This is a genomic window from Leptospira kanakyensis (assembly GCF_004769235.1).
GTDB classification, from domain to species: domain Bacteria; phylum Spirochaetota; class Leptospiria; order Leptospirales; family Leptospiraceae; genus Leptospira_A; species Leptospira_A kanakyensis.
The window spans coordinates 760,272-777,054 of record NZ_RQFG01000005.1; the positions used below are offsets into that span (position 1 = coordinate 760,272).

A 16,783-nucleotide genomic window follows, 5' to 3' on the forward strand; every position below is an offset into this window, starting at 1 on the left:
AAGAGAAAGGTTGGCAATCTATTTCATGTCAATTTTTTGCAAAAAAAACCAATACAAAAAAAGGAAAAAATTTAAGTTCCACAAAACGTTTGGTAGTTGTGGTCCCCTCCCATAGGAACTTCCGTTGTATAATCATAACCGATATCTCTTTGGTAGGGAGACTTACTTCTAGTGATGAGTTGTTCCGCAATACTCGTTAGCCCTTGAGACGCGTTTGTCAATGCGCTTTCGACTAAGTGGTTTCTAGGAATTAGACTGGGATTGGTTTTTTGCATTAAGGCAATGGCATCTTCGTCTCGGATTCCCTTTTTCGTTTTTTCTTCCTGCCATGTTTTCATCCAATCTTTCCAGCGAACGTCATTGTATATAGAATCCTTAGGCGAATGAACACCTTCTAGTACAAGAAATGTATTAGTGAAATCGGCTTCAGAATCTTGCATCCACTGGTAAAGATTTTGGAGTAGTGGCAAATCCTTTTCCGTTAGGTGAGGGATTCCGATTTTTTCTCCAAGCATTCTGATATAACTTTCTTGAAACCAAGTTTCCAATTCAGACATTTTTGCTTTTGCCAATTCAATTGCTTTCTCTTTGTTTGGGTCAATGAGCGGGAGGAGTGAATTGGCAAGACATCCAAGATTCCACTGTGCGATTCCTACTTGGTTGGTGTATGCATAACGTCCATTCACATCAATCGAACTAAACACTCGTTTTGCGGAAAATCCATTCATAAAGGCACAGGGGCCGTAATCGATCGTTTCGCCAGAGATACTCATATTATCTGTATTCATCACACCATGGATAAATCCGACACGCATCCAGTTTGTAACGAGATCCACTTGTCTCTTCATCACAAATTCTAAAAAGTTTAAGGCTGGGTTGTTTTGTTTCAATACATCGGGAGCATGTCTTTCCGCTGTGTAACGAAACAAAACCTCCAATTCATTGAGAGGTAACGCTTGGTAAGCATATTCAAAAGTCCCAACACGAATATGACTTTTCGCCACACGAGTAAGAACCGCACCAGTTTGAATTTCTTCTCTTAAGACAGGTTCACCCGTAGTTACCACAGCCAAACTTCGAGTTGTTGGAATTTGTAATCCAAACGTAGCCTCACTCATGATGTATTCGCGAGCCATGGCACTCACTGTGGCACGACCGTCTCCATTTCGAGAATAGCGAGTCCTTCCCGAACCTTTCCATTGGAAATCAAAACGTTCCCCACTTCGATTTAGAATCTCTCCTATCAGAATGGCTCTTCCATCACCTAACATAGTGAAGTGACCAAATTGGTGCCCAGCATACGCTTGTGCAAAAGGATTAAGGCCCTCTCGTAAAGTGGAACCAGAAAAAAATTGAGCTAAGGCATCTTTATCCTTTGCCCATTCCGAAAAATGAAAATCATACGCTAACTCATCATTCCAAAATAATACCTTTGGAGAGGAGACAGGTGTGGGTTTTGTATATTGAAAAAATGAGTCTGGTAAGGATGTATAGGTTGATTCTATAGTTGGATAGGACGGAAAGGAAAAAGACGACATAGAATTTAGACTTATCTGAATGCCTATTGCGCATTAGATTTCATTGAGATCAACTCAATGAACGGAATTTAATAAAAAAGAATTTCTAAACATAATCTTTAGTAATTTATATAAGGATTGAAAAGAGGTAATTTAATCTGAAAAAAACACCACAAAGATTTGTGTGAAATCCTAGCAATAAATTTCCAATTGCGATTTTTTTCATACGATTGGCGGGCGTGGTGAATTTAACCCACTTGTTGGTGCCGCACATAGTGCCTGGACAGCCACAATTAACGGTAAGTCCCTATCCGAAAATGTTTTTCAGTTGATTGTAGCAAAACAGAAACTAAAAGTAAACGAGTAGAAATAATCTGACGGAAATAAAAAATCAACATATTGAAAATATTTTTCCCAATTAATATTTGATTCAAAATCATAAATAAATTTTACTCATTTAGAAACGCCATACAATGAAACTATATTCTCGCAAAACGCAGGTCATATTCTGTTTTCTATCTTTCCTTTTTCTCGCGGGATGTCAAAATTTCAAAGGAAACAATCCTTGTGACCCTCGTTCCAATTCGTATTCTGAATCCTTTTTACTCAAATTATCACAGGGGGGAGTTTTTGATTTTTGTGGTCTGAGTGTTGATTCGGACAATTTGGGAATTGCCTCTTGGGCAAGAACTGTCACTCGAGCAGAGAAACCCTCTCGCATTTCCTTTCTAGCCAATGACATGGTGGGAAATATTTATGGGGTCGGAATCATAGAAGGGAATTCGGAATTTTCATTTGGCAACCAAGTCAATGCAACTGGTAGCTTCAGCACAGGCACAAATTTATATATCATCAAATACGATTCCTTTGGAAATGCTATTTGGTCAAAAACAGTTGCAAGTGGGACAAACAATTCACTGTTTAACTCAGTTGCTGTCGATCCGAGCGGGAATGTCTATGCGGCTGGCACCATTTCGCAAACGGGGAGTTATAATTTTGGAAATGGAATCACTGCCAATGGTGGTGGGGCAGAAAATTTTTTATTAGTGAAATACAATGCCAATGGAGATGCTATCTGGGCTAAATCCATTGTGTCGACCACCAACTCGACTAACTTTTCTACTGTTGCGGTTGATTCATTAGGGAATGTTTATGCTGCAGGGTTCCTCACGGGAGCAGGAACCTATTCCTTTGGCAATGGTGTTTCAGAAACCATAACTCATAGTGGAGACACAGGCTTTTTAATCAAATATGACTCTTCCGGAAATACCATTTGGGTCAAAGCCGTGTTGGGTTCCAGTACAGACTCCGCATTTAATTCTGTCGTTTTGGATTCTACTGGGAATCTAGTAGTTGCGGGACGTATCACTGGGCTCTCCAATTTTGATTTTGGATCCGGCATAACCATTACAGGAAAATCTACATTTCAAAATCTATTGATCGCAAAATACACAACCAGTGGACAAACGGTTTGGGCAAAAACTGTGGAATCCGCTACCAATCGAACGGTTTTCACTGCACTAACAGCGGATAGACTAGGAAATACATATTCAGGTGGTTTGACTATTGGTTCAGGACTCGTGTCTCTTGGCGATGGGGTTTCGGTGAATGGAACATTCAGTCTAAACAATTTTTTATTAGTGAAATATGATTCTTATGGCATAACAAAGTGGGCGCGTTCGACAATAGAAGGACCAGAAAATTCCATAGTTCTGGGATTAACGTCCGACTTACGATCCAATGTTTATGCAGCAGGTAATATTGTGGGGACGGGAAAGTATTCATTTGGAAATGGCATTAGTTTGAATGGAAATGCAAGTGATTCAAACTATCTTCTTATGAGGTTTAACTCTGACGGAGTTCCAAAATGGGCGAGATCTGTTGTTTCCGGAAATCAACTAACTCGGTATTTTGCCGCTTCCACGGATGGATTTGGCAACTTGTATGCGGGAGGAACCATCTACGGAAATGAAGTGTTTACTTTCGGAAATCGAGTGAGTGCCCAAGGTGCTTATTCAGCGGGAATCAATCAAGTCCTCGTTCAATACAGATAAACAAGTGATGGTTCATTTTTGTAAGTCAAAATTACAAAAAGTATCCAAACATCAATAATGTTTACGAGTGAAATAAGGAACCAACAAACACAGCTTGTTTTCCCAATCTTTCTTCGAGACGAATCAATTCATTCCACTTTGCCATTCGTTCTGCATGTGCAAACGAACCCACTTTAATTTGTTTGATCCCCCAACCCAAAGCTAAATGACAAATGGTTGTATCTTCCGATTCTCCTGATCTTGCTGAGACAATGGTATCCCATCCAATTTTATTTGCTAATAGAAATGCATCTTTTGCTTCAGTTAATGTTCCCACTTGATTTGGTTTACAAAGCAGAGTATTACATGCATTGTGTTGGTTTGCTTTTTCTATATTTTTAATTTGTGTCGTCAGTAAATCATCCCCGACCAACTGAATTTTCCGATCCAATTTCCCAATCTCTTTCATTAACAAAGAATAACTTTCTAAATCCTCTTCAATAAAAGGGTCTTCCATCCCATCTATAGGAAATTGTTTGATCCATTTTAGAATGTGCTCAAACCATTTTTCTTTTGTGAATTTTTGATGGGAAGATTTTAAATGATAACTATCTCCAACAAACAAATGCGAGGCGGCAAAATCCAAACTGATTCCGATTCGATTTTTGGAAGAAGGTTTTGTGGAAAATCCCGCTTTTTCAATCACCTTAATTAAAATTTCAATGGTCTGTTCGTTATTTTGAATACCCTTTGAAACTTTAACCTCACTCATAGCAGCCAAATGAATTTCTGCAGTCCATTCCATCGCTTCAGAAAATGATTTTGCTCCAAAGGGTAAAATCATAAAATCTTGGATGTCGAGTCCAGAAGGTTCATTGGCCCCTCCTCCAAAAATTTGTATTTCCGGAAGTGGCAAATAGATCTTATCTTTTGTTTCATTCCCTTGTAAATATTTCCATAAAGGAATACGAAGGGAATTGGCCGCCGCATGTGCCATTGCCATCGATGTTGCGATGAGCGCATTGGCTCCCAATCGAGTTTTTTGTTTGGTGCCGTCTAGTTGAACTAATATCCTGTCATTGGTATCCTGATCCAATACAGATTTCCCAATTAGGTTTTCTGCAATTTCACCGTTTATATTTTGAATGGCATGTTTGACACCAAAACCTGCAAACAAGGATCCATTGTCCCGTAAATCAAGAGCTTCTGATTTTCCTTTTGATGCTCCAGCAGGTGCAATCCCTGATCCAAAGTTACCATCTGTTAGATGGACTTCGACTTCCACAGTAGGACGGCCTCGACTGTCCCATATTTGGCGCCCAAAGACATTTTGAATCTTAGTTTCCGTTGACACTAGTTTGTATATTCCAGGAAAAATCCCATTCCAGCATAGGAAGAATCAAATCTTTAACAAAATCATTCTATTTTCTTTGGGCGCACATTTCCGGCTATCCGCTCCAATCTTTGCTTACGCAAAGGATTTCCGCTTCTATCCGGGGCGCGGGGAAAAATTTGATTACTTAGCGGAACCGAAAGCTAAAAGAAATCAAACAAATTGTAGGAACAATTAAAATTGTAAAACGCTAGAAAAACTGATGTTTTCCTATCTAATTGTTATCCATGATCCTAATTGCCATCACCTTAAACATCCTCCTCTTATTTCTCGCTGCCATCCATGTCTACTGGGGTTTTGGAGGACTGTGGCCAGGGAAAACCAAACAAGAATTAATTGATTTAGTTTTCGGAAAAGGAAACCAGTTTCCCACTCCATTTATGTGTTTGTTTGTTGCCATTTTTTTGGCTCTGTTTTCCTTCTTACCAATTGTATGGACATTCAGAATTGATCTTGGATTCAACAGCAATCTGGTCTTTGGATTCAAACTTATTTTAGAAATTGTTTCTTTGATTTTTTTCTTACGAGGGATTTTCGGTTATGCTCCGTTTGTCACCAAATACTGGAAGCCGATATTTGTTTATTATACAAAACGAATCTACAATCCACTTTGTCTTTTCATTGGTTTGGGATTTTTAGTGATACTGATTGTGTAAAAACCGGATAAAGTTTTTATAAAATTAACAAAATTGTTAGTTTTGAAATAATAAATTTTGAAAGAACCAAATGGATATAGAGTTAGAAGTTATCCATCCTAATAGACCGATAACTTCTAACAAAAAGAGTTACGTAAAACTTAACTTAATTTTTTCTCATACAATAAGTTAATGCTATGTTTTTCGGACGGGTTTCATTTCCAAATCGAGGAACCCCATGCAATCCTTGTATTGGATTTCCAACAGTTACACTAGCTGATCCAACCAAAGCAGTTCCAGCTCCATCCCACGGGTTTTGTTGCATAACACTGGAAGATACACCAGTCACTTGGTGGTAATGTCCTTGGAAACTATCTTCTTGGTAATTACCAATAGCCCTTGAACCTGCTTCATCTCTACCAGCGGCTCCTGTTCCAACATCATCTCTACCTCTCACAAACGCTCCACGTAAATTTGGTGTTCCATTGGTTCCATCTGCTGGAGCCCAACCTTCAGGGCAATTGTTCAAATAAAATGCAACTACAGCCCCTTCTGGTGCAGCGATTAGAAAATTCTGATTGATTCTAGCAGAGCTGATCACTTCACCTGGTGCGAAGAGGTTCATTGCGGCAGCAGCAGCGAATAAACTTGTTGCACAAAAACCTAACGATAGTCCTACGCCTTTATAAAAACCACTTTTTAAATATTCTTTAATATTACTTTTCATTTGTTGTTTCCTCTAATTTTACTATTATTGATTTCAATTAAAAATACATGTGGAATCGAATGTCCCAACATCATACTGACAAAGAACACCAAATCCTTTTACTAAGATATTGTATGTTGAAGTAAATCCACCTATGTTCACAGATATTGTCCCAGTTCTATCGGTCGGATAATACAATGCAGTAAATTTCCCGAAATCAGAAAATGGATCTCCGAATGTACCGATAACACCATCCGAAGTAAACGTTGGATGAACAAATATGAAGTTATTATAGGAATCATATCCTGCTGCATCTAACGCAGTGGTGGAACCTGCGGTTACCTCAAATGGATTTGGCAATTCAGCTGAATTATACAAAACAATCATCCGTACCATAACACCTGGATACACATTGATAGGCATAGACAGATTGAGATTTCCATAACTAGCCTGTAAATACGATCCTCCAATGATTTGAGCCGTATAACGTGCGCTTAACCAATTTGGTCTGGAAGTAACACCTTTCCCACCAGCAAATGTGAGTGTTTCTGCCGGAACTGGATAGAATGTAGCAGATGAATTTCCTTTCACTTGGATTGTTAAATCGCGTGAAAATCCAGCACTCATTCTGGTAATTGTAGTTTGAAATCGTAATGGTGTAACACCATCCCGAATATCACCATTGACTATATCGACTGTACTTGGTGCGGAAGCTGGTCTTGTTACTCTGGCGTTGAGTGAATCATATACTTCTATATAATACTCTAATCCAGCAGCAAAAATATCGGAAGCAGGAATTTTTGCTTGGTAAAATTGACCAGTACCATCATTTTCATCCGGTAACATTGCGATACTTTTGAATAAAGATCCACTACCTTGAGTTCTGTAATGAAACCTTGCCGTAACTATCGCTGAAGCATCCCAATCTATGATACTTGTTCTTACGGTAGCAGGAAGTCCTTCTATCAAACGCCCAGGAAAAAAGGTAGCTCCGCCGATCGTTGGAGGGTTATTTCCTAAAACCAAATTTTGGGCAGTTAAAATATAGTTTGAGAAATGGTAGATCGAAGTAGTCACACAATGATTGACTAAATCTACATCTCCTCCATAACTTACGTATCTTTTTGTTACAGGATCATAATGTTGAATCTGTAACGTCTTTTCATTCTTTCCTTGCAAAAACTCCGGCCTGGCATCATAACAAATTTTCATTTGTACTGGTTTGTTGAATTGTAAATTCTCCGGGCCAAATTTATAAGCAACTTGAAGTGGTACAATTGAATCTGTTGCTGCCGGCAAATCAGTTTCCGAATATGTAATCACAGTCTCTTCACTTAACGCACCTAACGGTATCGTCAAACTCATTGTTGGTGCTTGGATCACTGCGCCTGTTTCAGGTGTCACTGAAACTGAACTAGACGCAAAAAAAGATCCAAACATAAACATTTTATTTAAATTGGAAATCTTGTTTTGGCCGCTGCATGTGATTAAACTGCAACAACAAATAACAAAGATTACAATTAATACTTTGCGCATGTATTCACCTTTTCATTTTTTCAAATTCAAAATCGTATTCTTAAGCTTAGAACTAAGATCCGATAATGTGGCCAAATGTGGGAAGAACATACCTTTTAGTCAAATTTTTTTCCGCATAACAGTCATTTTTTCAAAATCTCACAATTTACAATGACCAACTATTGTTCGTTAATGCAACAAAACTGCAAACGGATCCCGTACTTCACTTATCTAATTCCCTAACCTTTTCTTCTCTTAATCGAAGTTAATTGTTAATTATGTATTTTCGGCTCAAAATATAACATTTGTTTTAGCGAAAAAAAATTTGTGATTAACACATTCATCATTTTTAAAAGGTAACGAAAAATACCATTTTATCCAAATCAGAACTACATTCTGTTATACTATATTTCTCCAAAAAATTTCTTAAGGCGACCAATGATCCGATCAAAATATACTTTCCTATCTAAGCTTACTGAGTATAAAAACACTTATGAGAAAGGTTATTTTTGCAATCAATACATCAACAGATGGATTTTATGGCCATGAGGGTATGGTAGCCGATGAAGACTTACACCAATACTTTACCGACATTTTAAAGAATGCAGATCAAATTCTGTATGGGCGAACCACCTACCAACTGATGGTTCCTTTTTGGCCGGATGTGGCAAAAAATAAGTCTATGTCAAAGGTCAGCAACGAGTTTGCAGAAGTATTTACTTCTCTTGAAAAGATCCTTTTCTCCAGAACAGTCACACAAGTAGATGATCCCAACACTAGGTTAGCAAAAAAGACTTTATCGGACGAAGTGAACGAATTAAAACAAAAACCAGGAAAAGACATTTGTATTGGAAGTTTGAGTTTAGCTTCCCAACTTTCTGAAGCCAATTTGATTGATGAGTATCGATTTGTGGTTCATCCAGTGATCGCAGGAAATGGGCCTAGATTATTCGATACAGTCAGATTAAAAGAGACCTTTCGGTTAGACTTTTTAGGTTCAAAAAATTTTTCTTCTGGTTCTATCGCCCTTCATTATAAAAGACAAAGGTAAACTAAAGTTTGAACCAAATTCCATTTGAATCAGCTTTTGAATTATAATTTGTTCAAATAGGAAGATTCTAAAAGAGATGGGCAAAAGGATCCAATTGATTTCGGATCCATTACCAATACTGAGTTAGTTGTGGTAGAGAAAGGAATGCCATAAATTTTTCCATTTGGAGCAACGGTTCCTCCGTTCCATTTATTTACCCCGACTAACCCTGTCATTGAAGTGATATCTGCTGTATTCGTGGCTGGGTCGATGATTAAGACTACGTCACTGGATGCCGGTATCCCATAAATTTTACCATTCGGAGCCAATACCCCTCCAATCCATTTTGCAGTTCCGGCAGGAACAGAAATAGAAGTTGCATTTGCAGTATTTGTCTCTGGATCAATAATGAGAACAGTATTCGAATCATTTGGAATTCCATAGATTTTGCCGTTAGGAGCTAATACTCCAGATGACCATCGATAGGCACCCGTAAGACCAGTGATGGAAGTCGTATTGGCGGTATTTTTCTCTGGGTCAATGATGAGAACACTATCCATAGCATTATAAGGAATTCCGTAGATTTTGCCATTGGGGGCTAAAACTCCAGATGACCATTTAGCACCACCGACACCTAACCCAGTAATCGTTGTTGTGTTTGCAGTATTTGTTTCTGGATCGATGATCAGAACACTATTACTTTCTAAAGGAATTCCATAAATTTTACCATTGGGGGCTAAGACTCCACCATTCCATTTACTACCAGTGCCAAGTCCTGTAATCGTTGTTGTGTTGGCAGTATTTGTCTTAGGATCAATAATTAAGACATTTGTACTTGCAAATGGCATTCCATAGATTTTACCATTGGGGGCCAGAACTCCGCCATTCCATTTATTGGATCCAGTGAGACCAACAATAGAACTGTTGTCCGCTGTATTAGTTACTGGATCTATGATTAGAACTGTCGTGGCTTGGTAAGGAATGGAATATATTTTTCCATTTGGTGCAAGAACCGATCCTGACCATCTAAAGGAAGCAGTGGGAACAGCTATGGAAGTAATGTCATAAGTTGGATTATCTGATGAACCTTTTTGAGATTGGATGTTGATTTCTTTTATAAACTCTTGCGAATATTCAGATTGAATTAAGGATGTTATATCTAGATCACAAATATTTGGAGAAATCTTAATTCCACAATGAGGAGAATTATCTCCTCTCAATCGTTTCACTATTAAAGTTTCCAGAAACATATTAGAACTGGAATCGCATGTATTTTCCATTGTCGGAGGTTTACATGCAATAAAAACTAGGAAAATTCCGAATATTAATTTCATTGTTGCGAGTTTTAAGCATTAATCAAACAAACGCTACTTTTTTTTATAATTCAGAAATTATTTATTGATTCGACTAGTTTAAATAATATGTTTCTACTAAGAATAGTAAAAACATATTTAATTAATATTTACTCTCAATTAAAATTGTTTTAAATCACCTCTAATTTAATTTTAATTATAACCATGGAACCAAGCGCAAAACACAACGAAAGAATGGCCCAAATGACCTTTGCTTCGGTATATCCGCTTTACGTGACAAAGATTGAAAAAAAAGGCAGAACCAAAAAGGAATTAGACCAAGTGATTGAATGGTTAACTTCTTTTGATTCAAAAAAGATAGGCGAACTCATCAAAGAAAATGTAACCTTTGAAAGTTTCTTCGCCAAAGCAAAATTAAATAAAAATGCAGAACAAATCAAAGGAATGATTTGTGGTTACCGCATCGAAGATATCGAGAATCCCCTAACAAGAAAAGTGCGATATCTAGACAAACTTGTGGATGAATTGGCTAAGGGAAAAACGATGGAAAAAATTTTACGAAATGGATCCAAGTAAGGTTTTGAATTTACTGGCAAATTGATACACATCCCCAGGCCATCTAGCAGATAGATAATTCCCGTCTAAAACAGTAAAACCAACATTTGGATTTTCGAGACTATCTCTGACTGATAAACTCCCTCCCGTTTTAAACTGCTCTTTTGATTTTAAAAAACTTGTGACTTCTGCCTGGACTGTGAGCGGATAGGTTTTGTAATAATTTCCTAACCAAAGTCTTGTTGTATAATAAGCGAGGAGTTCCTGTTTTTGCAAAAGGGCAGTTGTGTTTTTTTCATATAACACAGATTTGTTTGTTTTTGGATTGATACTTCTTGCTGCAAGTAAAACTCCGTGACAGATTGCCGCAACAGGTTTTTCTGAATGAAAAAAATCCACGATAACATTTTGTAAAACTTCGGATTCTAGGTATTCTTTCATACCTTGTGCATGTCCGCCTGGCAAAAGAATGGCTTGGAAATCCTTTTCTTTAATTTCAGAGTAAGGAATGGGGTTTTTAAATTCATTCGAATTTTCCATTTCTAAGTAAGCGTCTCTGGCATCTTTGCGTGCGATAAATCCAGATTTCAAAATTCCCAGTCCCTTTCCATTTAACATCCGTTCGTCAGCTTTTGCTTTTTTCCCATCGGGTGTGGCAAACTGGAATCTGAAATTTGATTCTGATAATATTTTCCAAGGAATAGAGGCTTCACTCGGATCAAAATCAGAACTAGGGACTGGTATTAGAATCATATCGTTTCCTTAAGTGAGAATTCCAATCTCAAGTGAAAACTTGATTTTGGCGATTATAAAAAAGTTAGATTCCACTGGTGTCCTCCTACATCCACTGTTCCCATGGAAGTGAGCTCACCGGTAGTTTGGTTGATACTAAATTGGAGCATAAAATTAGTATTATTGTCGGCAACATAGGCAAATCGCCCTGTAGGATCAATAATCATATATCGCAAACTACTTCCGGTGAATCCCGAGATACTAGTTAAAAAGGAAATTTTTCCAGTTATAGGATCAATCCCGTAACAAGAAATAGTTTCATTATTTAAATTCATTACATAATAAAAGCGACCATTAGGATGAATGGCAGCTCCATTGGACAACATCGTTTGTGGAACAGAGTCTACGATAGTCATGTTACCAGTATTATCATCGAAACTTAAAACTGTTACAGCGGGGAAAGAACCTACATATAAAAAAGATCCATTCGGATGAGTAGCAATATAACCGGTTCCGCCATTGGTAAAACTTGGGCTTGTTGCGACCAAGGAAAGACTTCCATCAATCGGATTCACTTGGTAGGCGACAATGGCATTATAACTACCGTTCATCAATAAGATAAATTTTCCTGATCGCGAAATTTGGATTTGGGCTTGGCCGATAATCGAAGTATAAGAATTTATAAAACTCAGATTACCGTTCAAGTTAATCGAATAGGCTTCTATGTTTTGTGTTCCTTCTGCGATTAAATACAAATACTTTCCATCAGGTGTAATGACTAAATTTCTTGGGTTTGTCCCGGCTGTCACAAAAACAGGGGTATTGGATGTCAATGCGCCAGTCGTTTGGTTGATTAAAAATTGGGAGATAGTTCCACCATCAAAATCTCCTGTAAATAAAAACTTACCTGAAGGATCAAATCCGATTCCCGTTGGCCCATCCCCAGCCGTATAGAATGTGGAGTATGTCAATAAACCAGTGTTATTATTCATAGTCAAATGACCGACTCGATCACTCTTATCCAGACTAGCATAAACGTATCCCGAATAAACTGTAATTGCACTTGTAGCCCTGGCTCTTCCATCGCCTGATGTGGCAGTGATGAGTATCTTTCCATTTCCAACACTTTGTACAAGGCCTGTAGGCGATACAGTGGCAACGGATTCATTGCTACTGGTCCATTGGAAGGTCGTGTCTGTTTTGTTACCGTACAAATAGTACTGTGCTTCCAATTGTAAACTGTCCCCTTTATAAATCCCGGCCCAGGTATGGTTTAACTCCACAACGGAGTTAGAACTTGCAAGTAAGGCCCAGAGAGCCAATAAAGATTTGGAGGATGAAGGATCTTTATCGGGACAAAGTATACTTTGTACAATGGGATTGTAGAGACAAGCATGGAAGGAAAAAAGACAAACAAACAAAAATAGTATTTTCGGGAATCTTAAGATCTTAGCCTCTTTCGATTGGATTGCCAGTATTATCTTCATAGGAGCCAACAAACATAAGTAAAGCGGATACAAGAAAAGTCATTCGAAAATTAAAAAGTTAGAATCAATTGGATCAATTTTAAACGGAATTTCTGCGCCAGGGATAGAAGCGGAAATCCTTCCTGAAGGGAAGATTGGAGCGAATAGCCCGGTCGTGCCTATTACAAATGAGGTTTTCAGCTCCCATTCGAGGCGCCCAAAGTTCAAATAGAAAGGGCAAATCGATGGAATTACTTGAACTTTATTGTATTTTTTATAGTCTGAAAATTGAAGAACATTTAAATTCAATATTAAATTAGAAACACTATGGCAAATTCAAAAACAATCTCATCCAATGACTGGCTGTCGTTCACATCCTTTTTGGTATTAGTATTTGCTATGATCGCACCCATTGGTGAAGGACTTCTCATCGCATTTGCTGTTGTATTTTTAGCCGCGGGTATCTCAAGTGCAGTTCATAGCGCAGAAGTCATCGCGGAACGAGTGGGACCCGCACTCGGAACTTTGATTTTAGCAATTTCTGTGACTGTGATTGAAGTAGCACTCATTGTTAGTCTTATGAGTAATGACACCGCCGACTCACCACAAATTGCAAGGGATACGGTATTTGCAGCTTTAATGATTGTGACAAACGGAATCATTGGCATTTGCATTTTGTTAGGTGGTTTAAAACACAAAGAACTCGGATTTCAATTGGTAGGAACAACGGCTTTGCTAGGAGTTTTGGCCGTACTTTCAACACTCACTTTAGTTTTACCTCTATTCACGACTTCCACAAACAAAGGAACTTATAGTGCAGGACAACTGATCTTTGTATCCTTAGCTTCCCTTGTTTTGTATGGATCTCTTGTTTGGTCACAAACAAAATCTCATAAAAACTTTTTTGCCGCTTCGGAAAGTGAGGGAACACAACAAGAAATCACAAGTAATCGACCGAGCAAAAAAAGAGCCATTACTAGTTTTATCTCCCTCTTATTTTCTCTCGTAGCGGTAGTTGGTTTGTCTAAAATCTTGAGTCCGACCATCGAGAGCACCATCGCAGCATTAGGTGCACCAAAAGCAGTTGTAGGGATTGTCATTGCGATTTTAGTTTTGGCCCCAGAAACATTAGCAGCTATGAACGCAGCAAAAATCAATGAACTACAAACAAGTTTGAACTTAGCATTAGGATCGGGAGCTGCGAGTATTGCGCTAACCATTCCCGCAGTGAGTTTGTATTCTCTTATGTTTGATAAACCACTAACACTTGGTTTGGATACCAAAGGCATTGTGTTTTTGATGGTAACCTTTCTTGCCGGAAGTTTTACTTTTGGATCCGGAAGAACCACATCCCTTCATGGACTCATCCACTTAGTGATTATGGCTTCCTTTTTGGCAATTTCACTGATGCCGTAGAATCTGAAATTTAAGTTTAGAAGTTAGGTCTAAAATCTAACTTCTAAACATTGAATCATCTATACTTCTAAATCTAATTCCTTAACTTCCACAAACAAGACAACCCTCTTCCATGGAACAGGATTCTCCAACGAACTCAGAATCCACATCTTTTCTGGTAGCTGGTGTAAATTGATTCTGGGATTCTTTTTCCTGAAGGATTTCTTCCTTTGTTTTTTCTACAGTGAACTGAATGGCTTGTGTTGCAGCTTTGGTTCGCAAATAATACATCCCCGTTTTTAATCCTTGTTTCCATGCGTAAAAATGCATGGAGGTAAGTTTGGAAACGCTAGGACTTTCTACAAATAAATTCAAAGACTGTGACTGGCAGATAAACGCACCGCGGTCCCTTGCCATATCAATGAGAGATCTTTGTTTCATTTCCCAAACTGTTTTGTATATCTCTTTGATGGAATCAGGGATGGATGGAATGGATTGGATGCTCCCTCCAGCCGCAATGATTTGGTTTTTCATTTCAGAATTCCAAAGTCCGAGTTCAATCAAATCATGTAACAAGTGTTTATTGACAATAATAAATTCACCACTAAGAACCCGTCTTGTGTAAATATTGGAAGTATAAGGTTCAAAACATTCATTGTTTCCTAAAATTTGTGAAGTGGAAGCTGTTGGCATTGGCGCAACAAGGAGAGAATTCCGTGTTCCGTATTGAACCACTTCTTTTCTTAATGATTCAAAGTCCCATCGACCAGTTGGTTTGACATTCCAAAAATCAAATTGGAAAATTCCTTGAGAGAGGGGAGAACCTGGAAAACTAGGATACGTTCCTTCTTCTTTGGCTATGTCTTTACTTGCTGTCATGGCTGCAAAATAGATCGTTTCAAAAATCTCAATATTGAGTTTTTTTGCGTCCTCACTTTCATAAGCCATTCGAAGGAGGATAAAAACATCGGCAAGACCTTGGACACCAATTCCAATCGGACGGTGTTTTAAGTTTGAATTTTTTGCTTCTGGAACTGGGTAATAATTTCCATCAATGATACGGTTTAGATTTACAGTCATTTGATAAACAATTTCATATAATTTATCAAATAGAAACTTACCGTCGGCAACAAACTTTGGCAAGGCGACCGATGCCAAATTACAAACGGCAACTTCGTCTGGGCTTGTGAATTCTAAAATTTCGGTACAAAGATTACTACTTTTGATGGTTCCTAAATTTTTCTGATTACTTTTTGAATTGGCTGCATCTTTATACAATAGATAAGGAGTTCCAGTTTCTATTTGGGATTCGACGATGGCAAACCAGAGGTCTTGGGCTTTGACTTTGGTTCGTGCCCTCCCTTCCCTTTCATACTGTTCGTATAAAGTAACAAACTCTTCCCCGTAAACTTCAGAAAGCCCAGGAGCTTCGTTCGGACAAAACAAACTCCAATCACCACCCTCTTCCACTCGTTTCATAAAAAGATCAGAAATCCAGAGAGCAAAAAACAAATCACGAGCCCTCATCTCTTCTTTGCCATGATTTTTCTTTAATTCCAGAAATGGAAAAATATCTGCATGCCATGGTTCTAAATAAATGGCAAAGGCACCTTTTCGTTTTCCACCACCTTGGTCTACATACCGCGCTGTATCGTTAAACACACGTAACATGGGAATGATTCCATTACTCGTTCCATTGGTGCCACCAATATAAGAACCCGTGGCCCGAATGTTATGAATGGAAAGTCCGATCCCACCAGCACTCTGTGAAATTTTTGCTGTTTGTTTGAGGGTATCATAAATCCCATCAATACTATCGTCTTTCATGGTCAAAAGAAAACAGCTACTCATTTGTGGTTTGGGAGTCCCTGCATTAAAAAGAGTGGGAGTGGCATGCGTAAACCATCGTTCACTCATCAAGTTATAAGTTTTTATAACATCCTCAATGCGATCTTTATGGATTCCAAGAGCCACTCGCATGTACATATGTTGGGGGCGTTCTACGATTTTTCCGTCTAATTTTAACAAATAAGATTTTTCTAAAGTGCGGAATCCGAAATAATCAAATCCAAAGTCTCTGTCATAAATAATGGAACTATCTAAAAGTTCAGAATGTTGTTTTACAATCTCCCATACATCTTCTGCAATCAGAGACATAACTTTTTTTGTTTTTGGATCGATATAAGAATACAACCGTTCCATTGTTTCAGAAAAAGATTTAGTTGTGTTTTTGTGTAAGTTACTTACCGCAATACGGCTCGCAAGAAGAGCGTAGTCAGGGTGTTTTGTGGTAAGAGAAGCAGCAATTTCAGCTGCCAAATTGTCGAGTTCCGAAGTACTGACACCATCATAAATTCCTTCTATGACTTTTTTAGCAACATCGATGGGGCTAACCAACCGACTCAGGCCATAGGATAACTTTTCAATCCGAGCCGTAACTTTATCAAACTTTACCGATTCTTGTTTTCCATTTCTTTTGAGTACGAACATATA

Annotated in this window: 13 protein-coding genes; 5 read left to right on the top strand and 8 right to left on the bottom strand. The window is 38.2% G+C overall.

Going from position 1 to position 16,783, the window contains the following annotated elements; all coding sequences use genetic code 11:
* Positions 1-71: 71 nt before the first annotated feature.
* Positions 72-1,538: a protein adenylyltransferase SelO gene (locus EHQ16_RS04185; RefSeq protein ID WP_135635370.1), complete on the bottom strand. Its 1,467-nt coding sequence runs from the start codon at positions 1,536-1,538 to the stop codon at positions 72-74.
* A gap of 452 nt (positions 1,539-1,990) precedes the next feature.
* On the opposite strand from EHQ16_RS04185, the gene EHQ16_RS04195 reads away from it, so the two are divergent.
* Positions 1,991-3,571 carry an autotransporter outer membrane beta-barrel domain-containing protein gene (locus tag EHQ16_RS04195; protein ID WP_135635368.1) on the top strand — a complete coding sequence of 527 codons (1,581 nt, stop codon included), beginning with the start codon at positions 1,991-1,993 and terminating at the stop codon, positions 3,569-3,571.
* Positions 3,572-3,632: 61 nt separating this feature from the next.
* Here the strand turns inward: EHQ16_RS04195 and eno are convergent, their stop codons facing one another.
* The gene (eno, locus tag EHQ16_RS04200; protein WP_135635366.1) at positions 3,633-4,904 is read right to left on the bottom strand and encodes a phosphopyruvate hydratase; all 1,272 of its coding nucleotides are present in this window, start codon (positions 4,902-4,904) and stop codon (positions 3,633-3,635) included.
* Between the two features lie 266 nt (positions 4,905-5,170).
* Here eno and EHQ16_RS04205 point away from each other — a divergent pair, with 266 nt between their 5' ends.
* On the top strand, positions 5,171-5,599 hold the full coding sequence (locus EHQ16_RS04205; RefSeq protein ID WP_135635587.1) for a DUF3995 domain-containing protein: 429 nt from the start codon (positions 5,171-5,173) through the stop codon (positions 5,597-5,599).
* A 145-nt stretch (positions 5,600-5,744) separates the two neighbouring features.
* On the opposite strand, the gene EHQ16_RS04210 is transcribed toward EHQ16_RS04205, so the two are convergent.
* Both EHQ16_RS04210 and EHQ16_RS04215 read right to left on the bottom strand, forming a co-directional pair.
* Positions 5,745-6,305, bottom strand: a complete 561-nt coding sequence (locus EHQ16_RS04210; protein WP_135635364.1) for a phage tail protein — start codon at positions 6,303-6,305, stop codon at positions 5,745-5,747.
* 33 nt (positions 6,306-6,338) lie between these two features.
* Entirely contained in the window at positions 6,339-7,724 is a 1,386-nt protein-coding gene (locus tag EHQ16_RS04215; protein ID WP_135635362.1) for a hypothetical protein, read from the bottom strand.
* Positions 7,725-8,292: 568 nt separating this feature from the next.
* On the opposite strand from EHQ16_RS04215, the gene EHQ16_RS04220 reads away from it, so the two are divergent.
* Entirely contained in the window at positions 8,293-8,850 is a 558-nt protein-coding gene (locus tag EHQ16_RS04220) for a dihydrofolate reductase family protein (RefSeq protein ID WP_135635360.1), read from the top strand.
* A gap of 41 nt (positions 8,851-8,891) precedes the next feature.
* On the opposite strand, the gene EHQ16_RS04225 is transcribed toward EHQ16_RS04220, so the two are convergent.
* Positions 8,892-10,058: a Kelch repeat-containing protein gene (locus tag EHQ16_RS04225; RefSeq protein WP_244241924.1), complete on the bottom strand. Its 1,167-nt coding sequence runs from the start codon at positions 10,056-10,058 to the stop codon at positions 8,892-8,894.
* Positions 10,059-10,346: 288 nt separating this feature from the next.
* On the opposite strand from EHQ16_RS04225, the gene EHQ16_RS04230 reads away from it, so the two are divergent.
* The gene (locus EHQ16_RS04230; RefSeq protein ID WP_135635358.1) at positions 10,347-10,718 is read left to right on the top strand and encodes a DUF2200 domain-containing protein; all 372 of its coding nucleotides are present in this window, start codon (positions 10,347-10,349) and stop codon (positions 10,716-10,718) included.
* Here EHQ16_RS04230 and EHQ16_RS04235 read toward each other — a convergent pair.
* Both EHQ16_RS04235 and EHQ16_RS04240 read right to left on the bottom strand, forming a co-directional pair.
* Positions 10,698-11,450, bottom strand: coding sequence for a type 1 glutamine amidotransferase domain-containing protein (locus tag EHQ16_RS04235; RefSeq protein WP_135635356.1), 753 nt, complete (start codon positions 11,448-11,450; stop codon positions 10,698-10,700). The two genes, EHQ16_RS04230 and EHQ16_RS04235, sit on opposite strands and share 21 nt — an antisense overlap.
* Before the next feature lie 53 nt (positions 11,451-11,503).
* The gene (locus tag EHQ16_RS04240) at positions 11,504-12,916 is read right to left on the bottom strand and encodes a beta-propeller fold lactonase family protein (protein ID WP_135635354.1); all 1,413 of its coding nucleotides are present in this window, start codon (positions 12,914-12,916) and stop codon (positions 11,504-11,506) included.
* 306 nt (positions 12,917-13,222) lie between these two features.
* On the opposite strand from EHQ16_RS04240, the gene EHQ16_RS04245 reads away from it, so the two are divergent.
* On the top strand, positions 13,223-14,311 hold the full coding sequence (locus EHQ16_RS04245) for a calcium:cation antiporter (protein WP_135635352.1): 1,089 nt from the start codon (positions 13,223-13,225) through the stop codon (positions 14,309-14,311).
* A gap of 81 nt (positions 14,312-14,392) precedes the next feature.
* Here the strand turns inward: EHQ16_RS04245 and EHQ16_RS04250 are convergent, their stop codons facing one another.
* Positions 14,393-16,780, bottom strand: a complete 2,388-nt coding sequence (locus EHQ16_RS04250; protein WP_135635350.1) for a ribonucleoside-diphosphate reductase subunit alpha — start codon at positions 16,778-16,780, stop codon at positions 14,393-14,395.
* Positions 16,781-16,783 lie beyond the last annotated feature (3 nt).

What these genes read in the sequence shown, in the direction of transcription:
- EHQ16_RS04185 (WP_135635370.1), bottom strand. Translation starts at nt 1,538, where the DNA reads ATGTCGTCTTTTTCCTTTCCGTCCTATCCAACTATAGAATCAACCTAT.
- EHQ16_RS04195 (WP_135635368.1), top strand. Translation starts at nt 1,991, where the DNA reads ATGAAACTATATTCTCGCAAAACGCAGGTCATATTCTGTTTTCTATCT.
- EHQ16_RS04205 (WP_135635587.1), top strand. Translation starts at nt 5,171, where the DNA reads ATGATCCTAATTGCCATCACCTTAAACATCCTCCTCTTATTTCTCGCT.
- EHQ16_RS04210 (WP_135635364.1), bottom strand. Translation starts at nt 6,305, where the DNA reads ATGAAAAGTAATATTAAAGAATATTTAAAAAGTGGTTTTTATAAAGGC.
- EHQ16_RS04215 (WP_135635362.1), bottom strand. Translation starts at nt 7,724, where the DNA reads ATGTTTGGATCTTTTTTTGCGTCTAGTTCAGTTTCAGTGACACCTGAA.
- EHQ16_RS04220 (WP_135635360.1), top strand. Translation starts at nt 8,293, where the DNA reads ATGAGAAAGGTTATTTTTGCAATCAATACATCAACAGATGGATTTTAT.
- EHQ16_RS04230 (WP_135635358.1), top strand. Translation starts at nt 10,347, where the DNA reads ATGGAACCAAGCGCAAAACACAACGAAAGAATGGCCCAAATGACCTTT.
- EHQ16_RS04235 (WP_135635356.1), bottom strand. Translation starts at nt 11,450, where the DNA reads ATGATTCTAATACCAGTCCCTAGTTCTGATTTTGATCCGAGTGAAGCC.
- EHQ16_RS04240 (WP_135635354.1), bottom strand. Translation starts at nt 12,916, where the DNA reads ATGAAGATAATACTGGCAATCCAATCGAAAGAGGCTAAGATCTTAAGA.
- EHQ16_RS04245 (WP_135635352.1), top strand. Translation starts at nt 13,223, where the DNA reads ATGGCAAATTCAAAAACAATCTCATCCAATGACTGGCTGTCGTTCACA.
- EHQ16_RS04250 (WP_135635350.1), bottom strand. Translation starts at nt 16,780, where the DNA reads ATGTTCGTACTCAAAAGAAATGGAAAACAAGAATCGGTAAAGTTTGAT.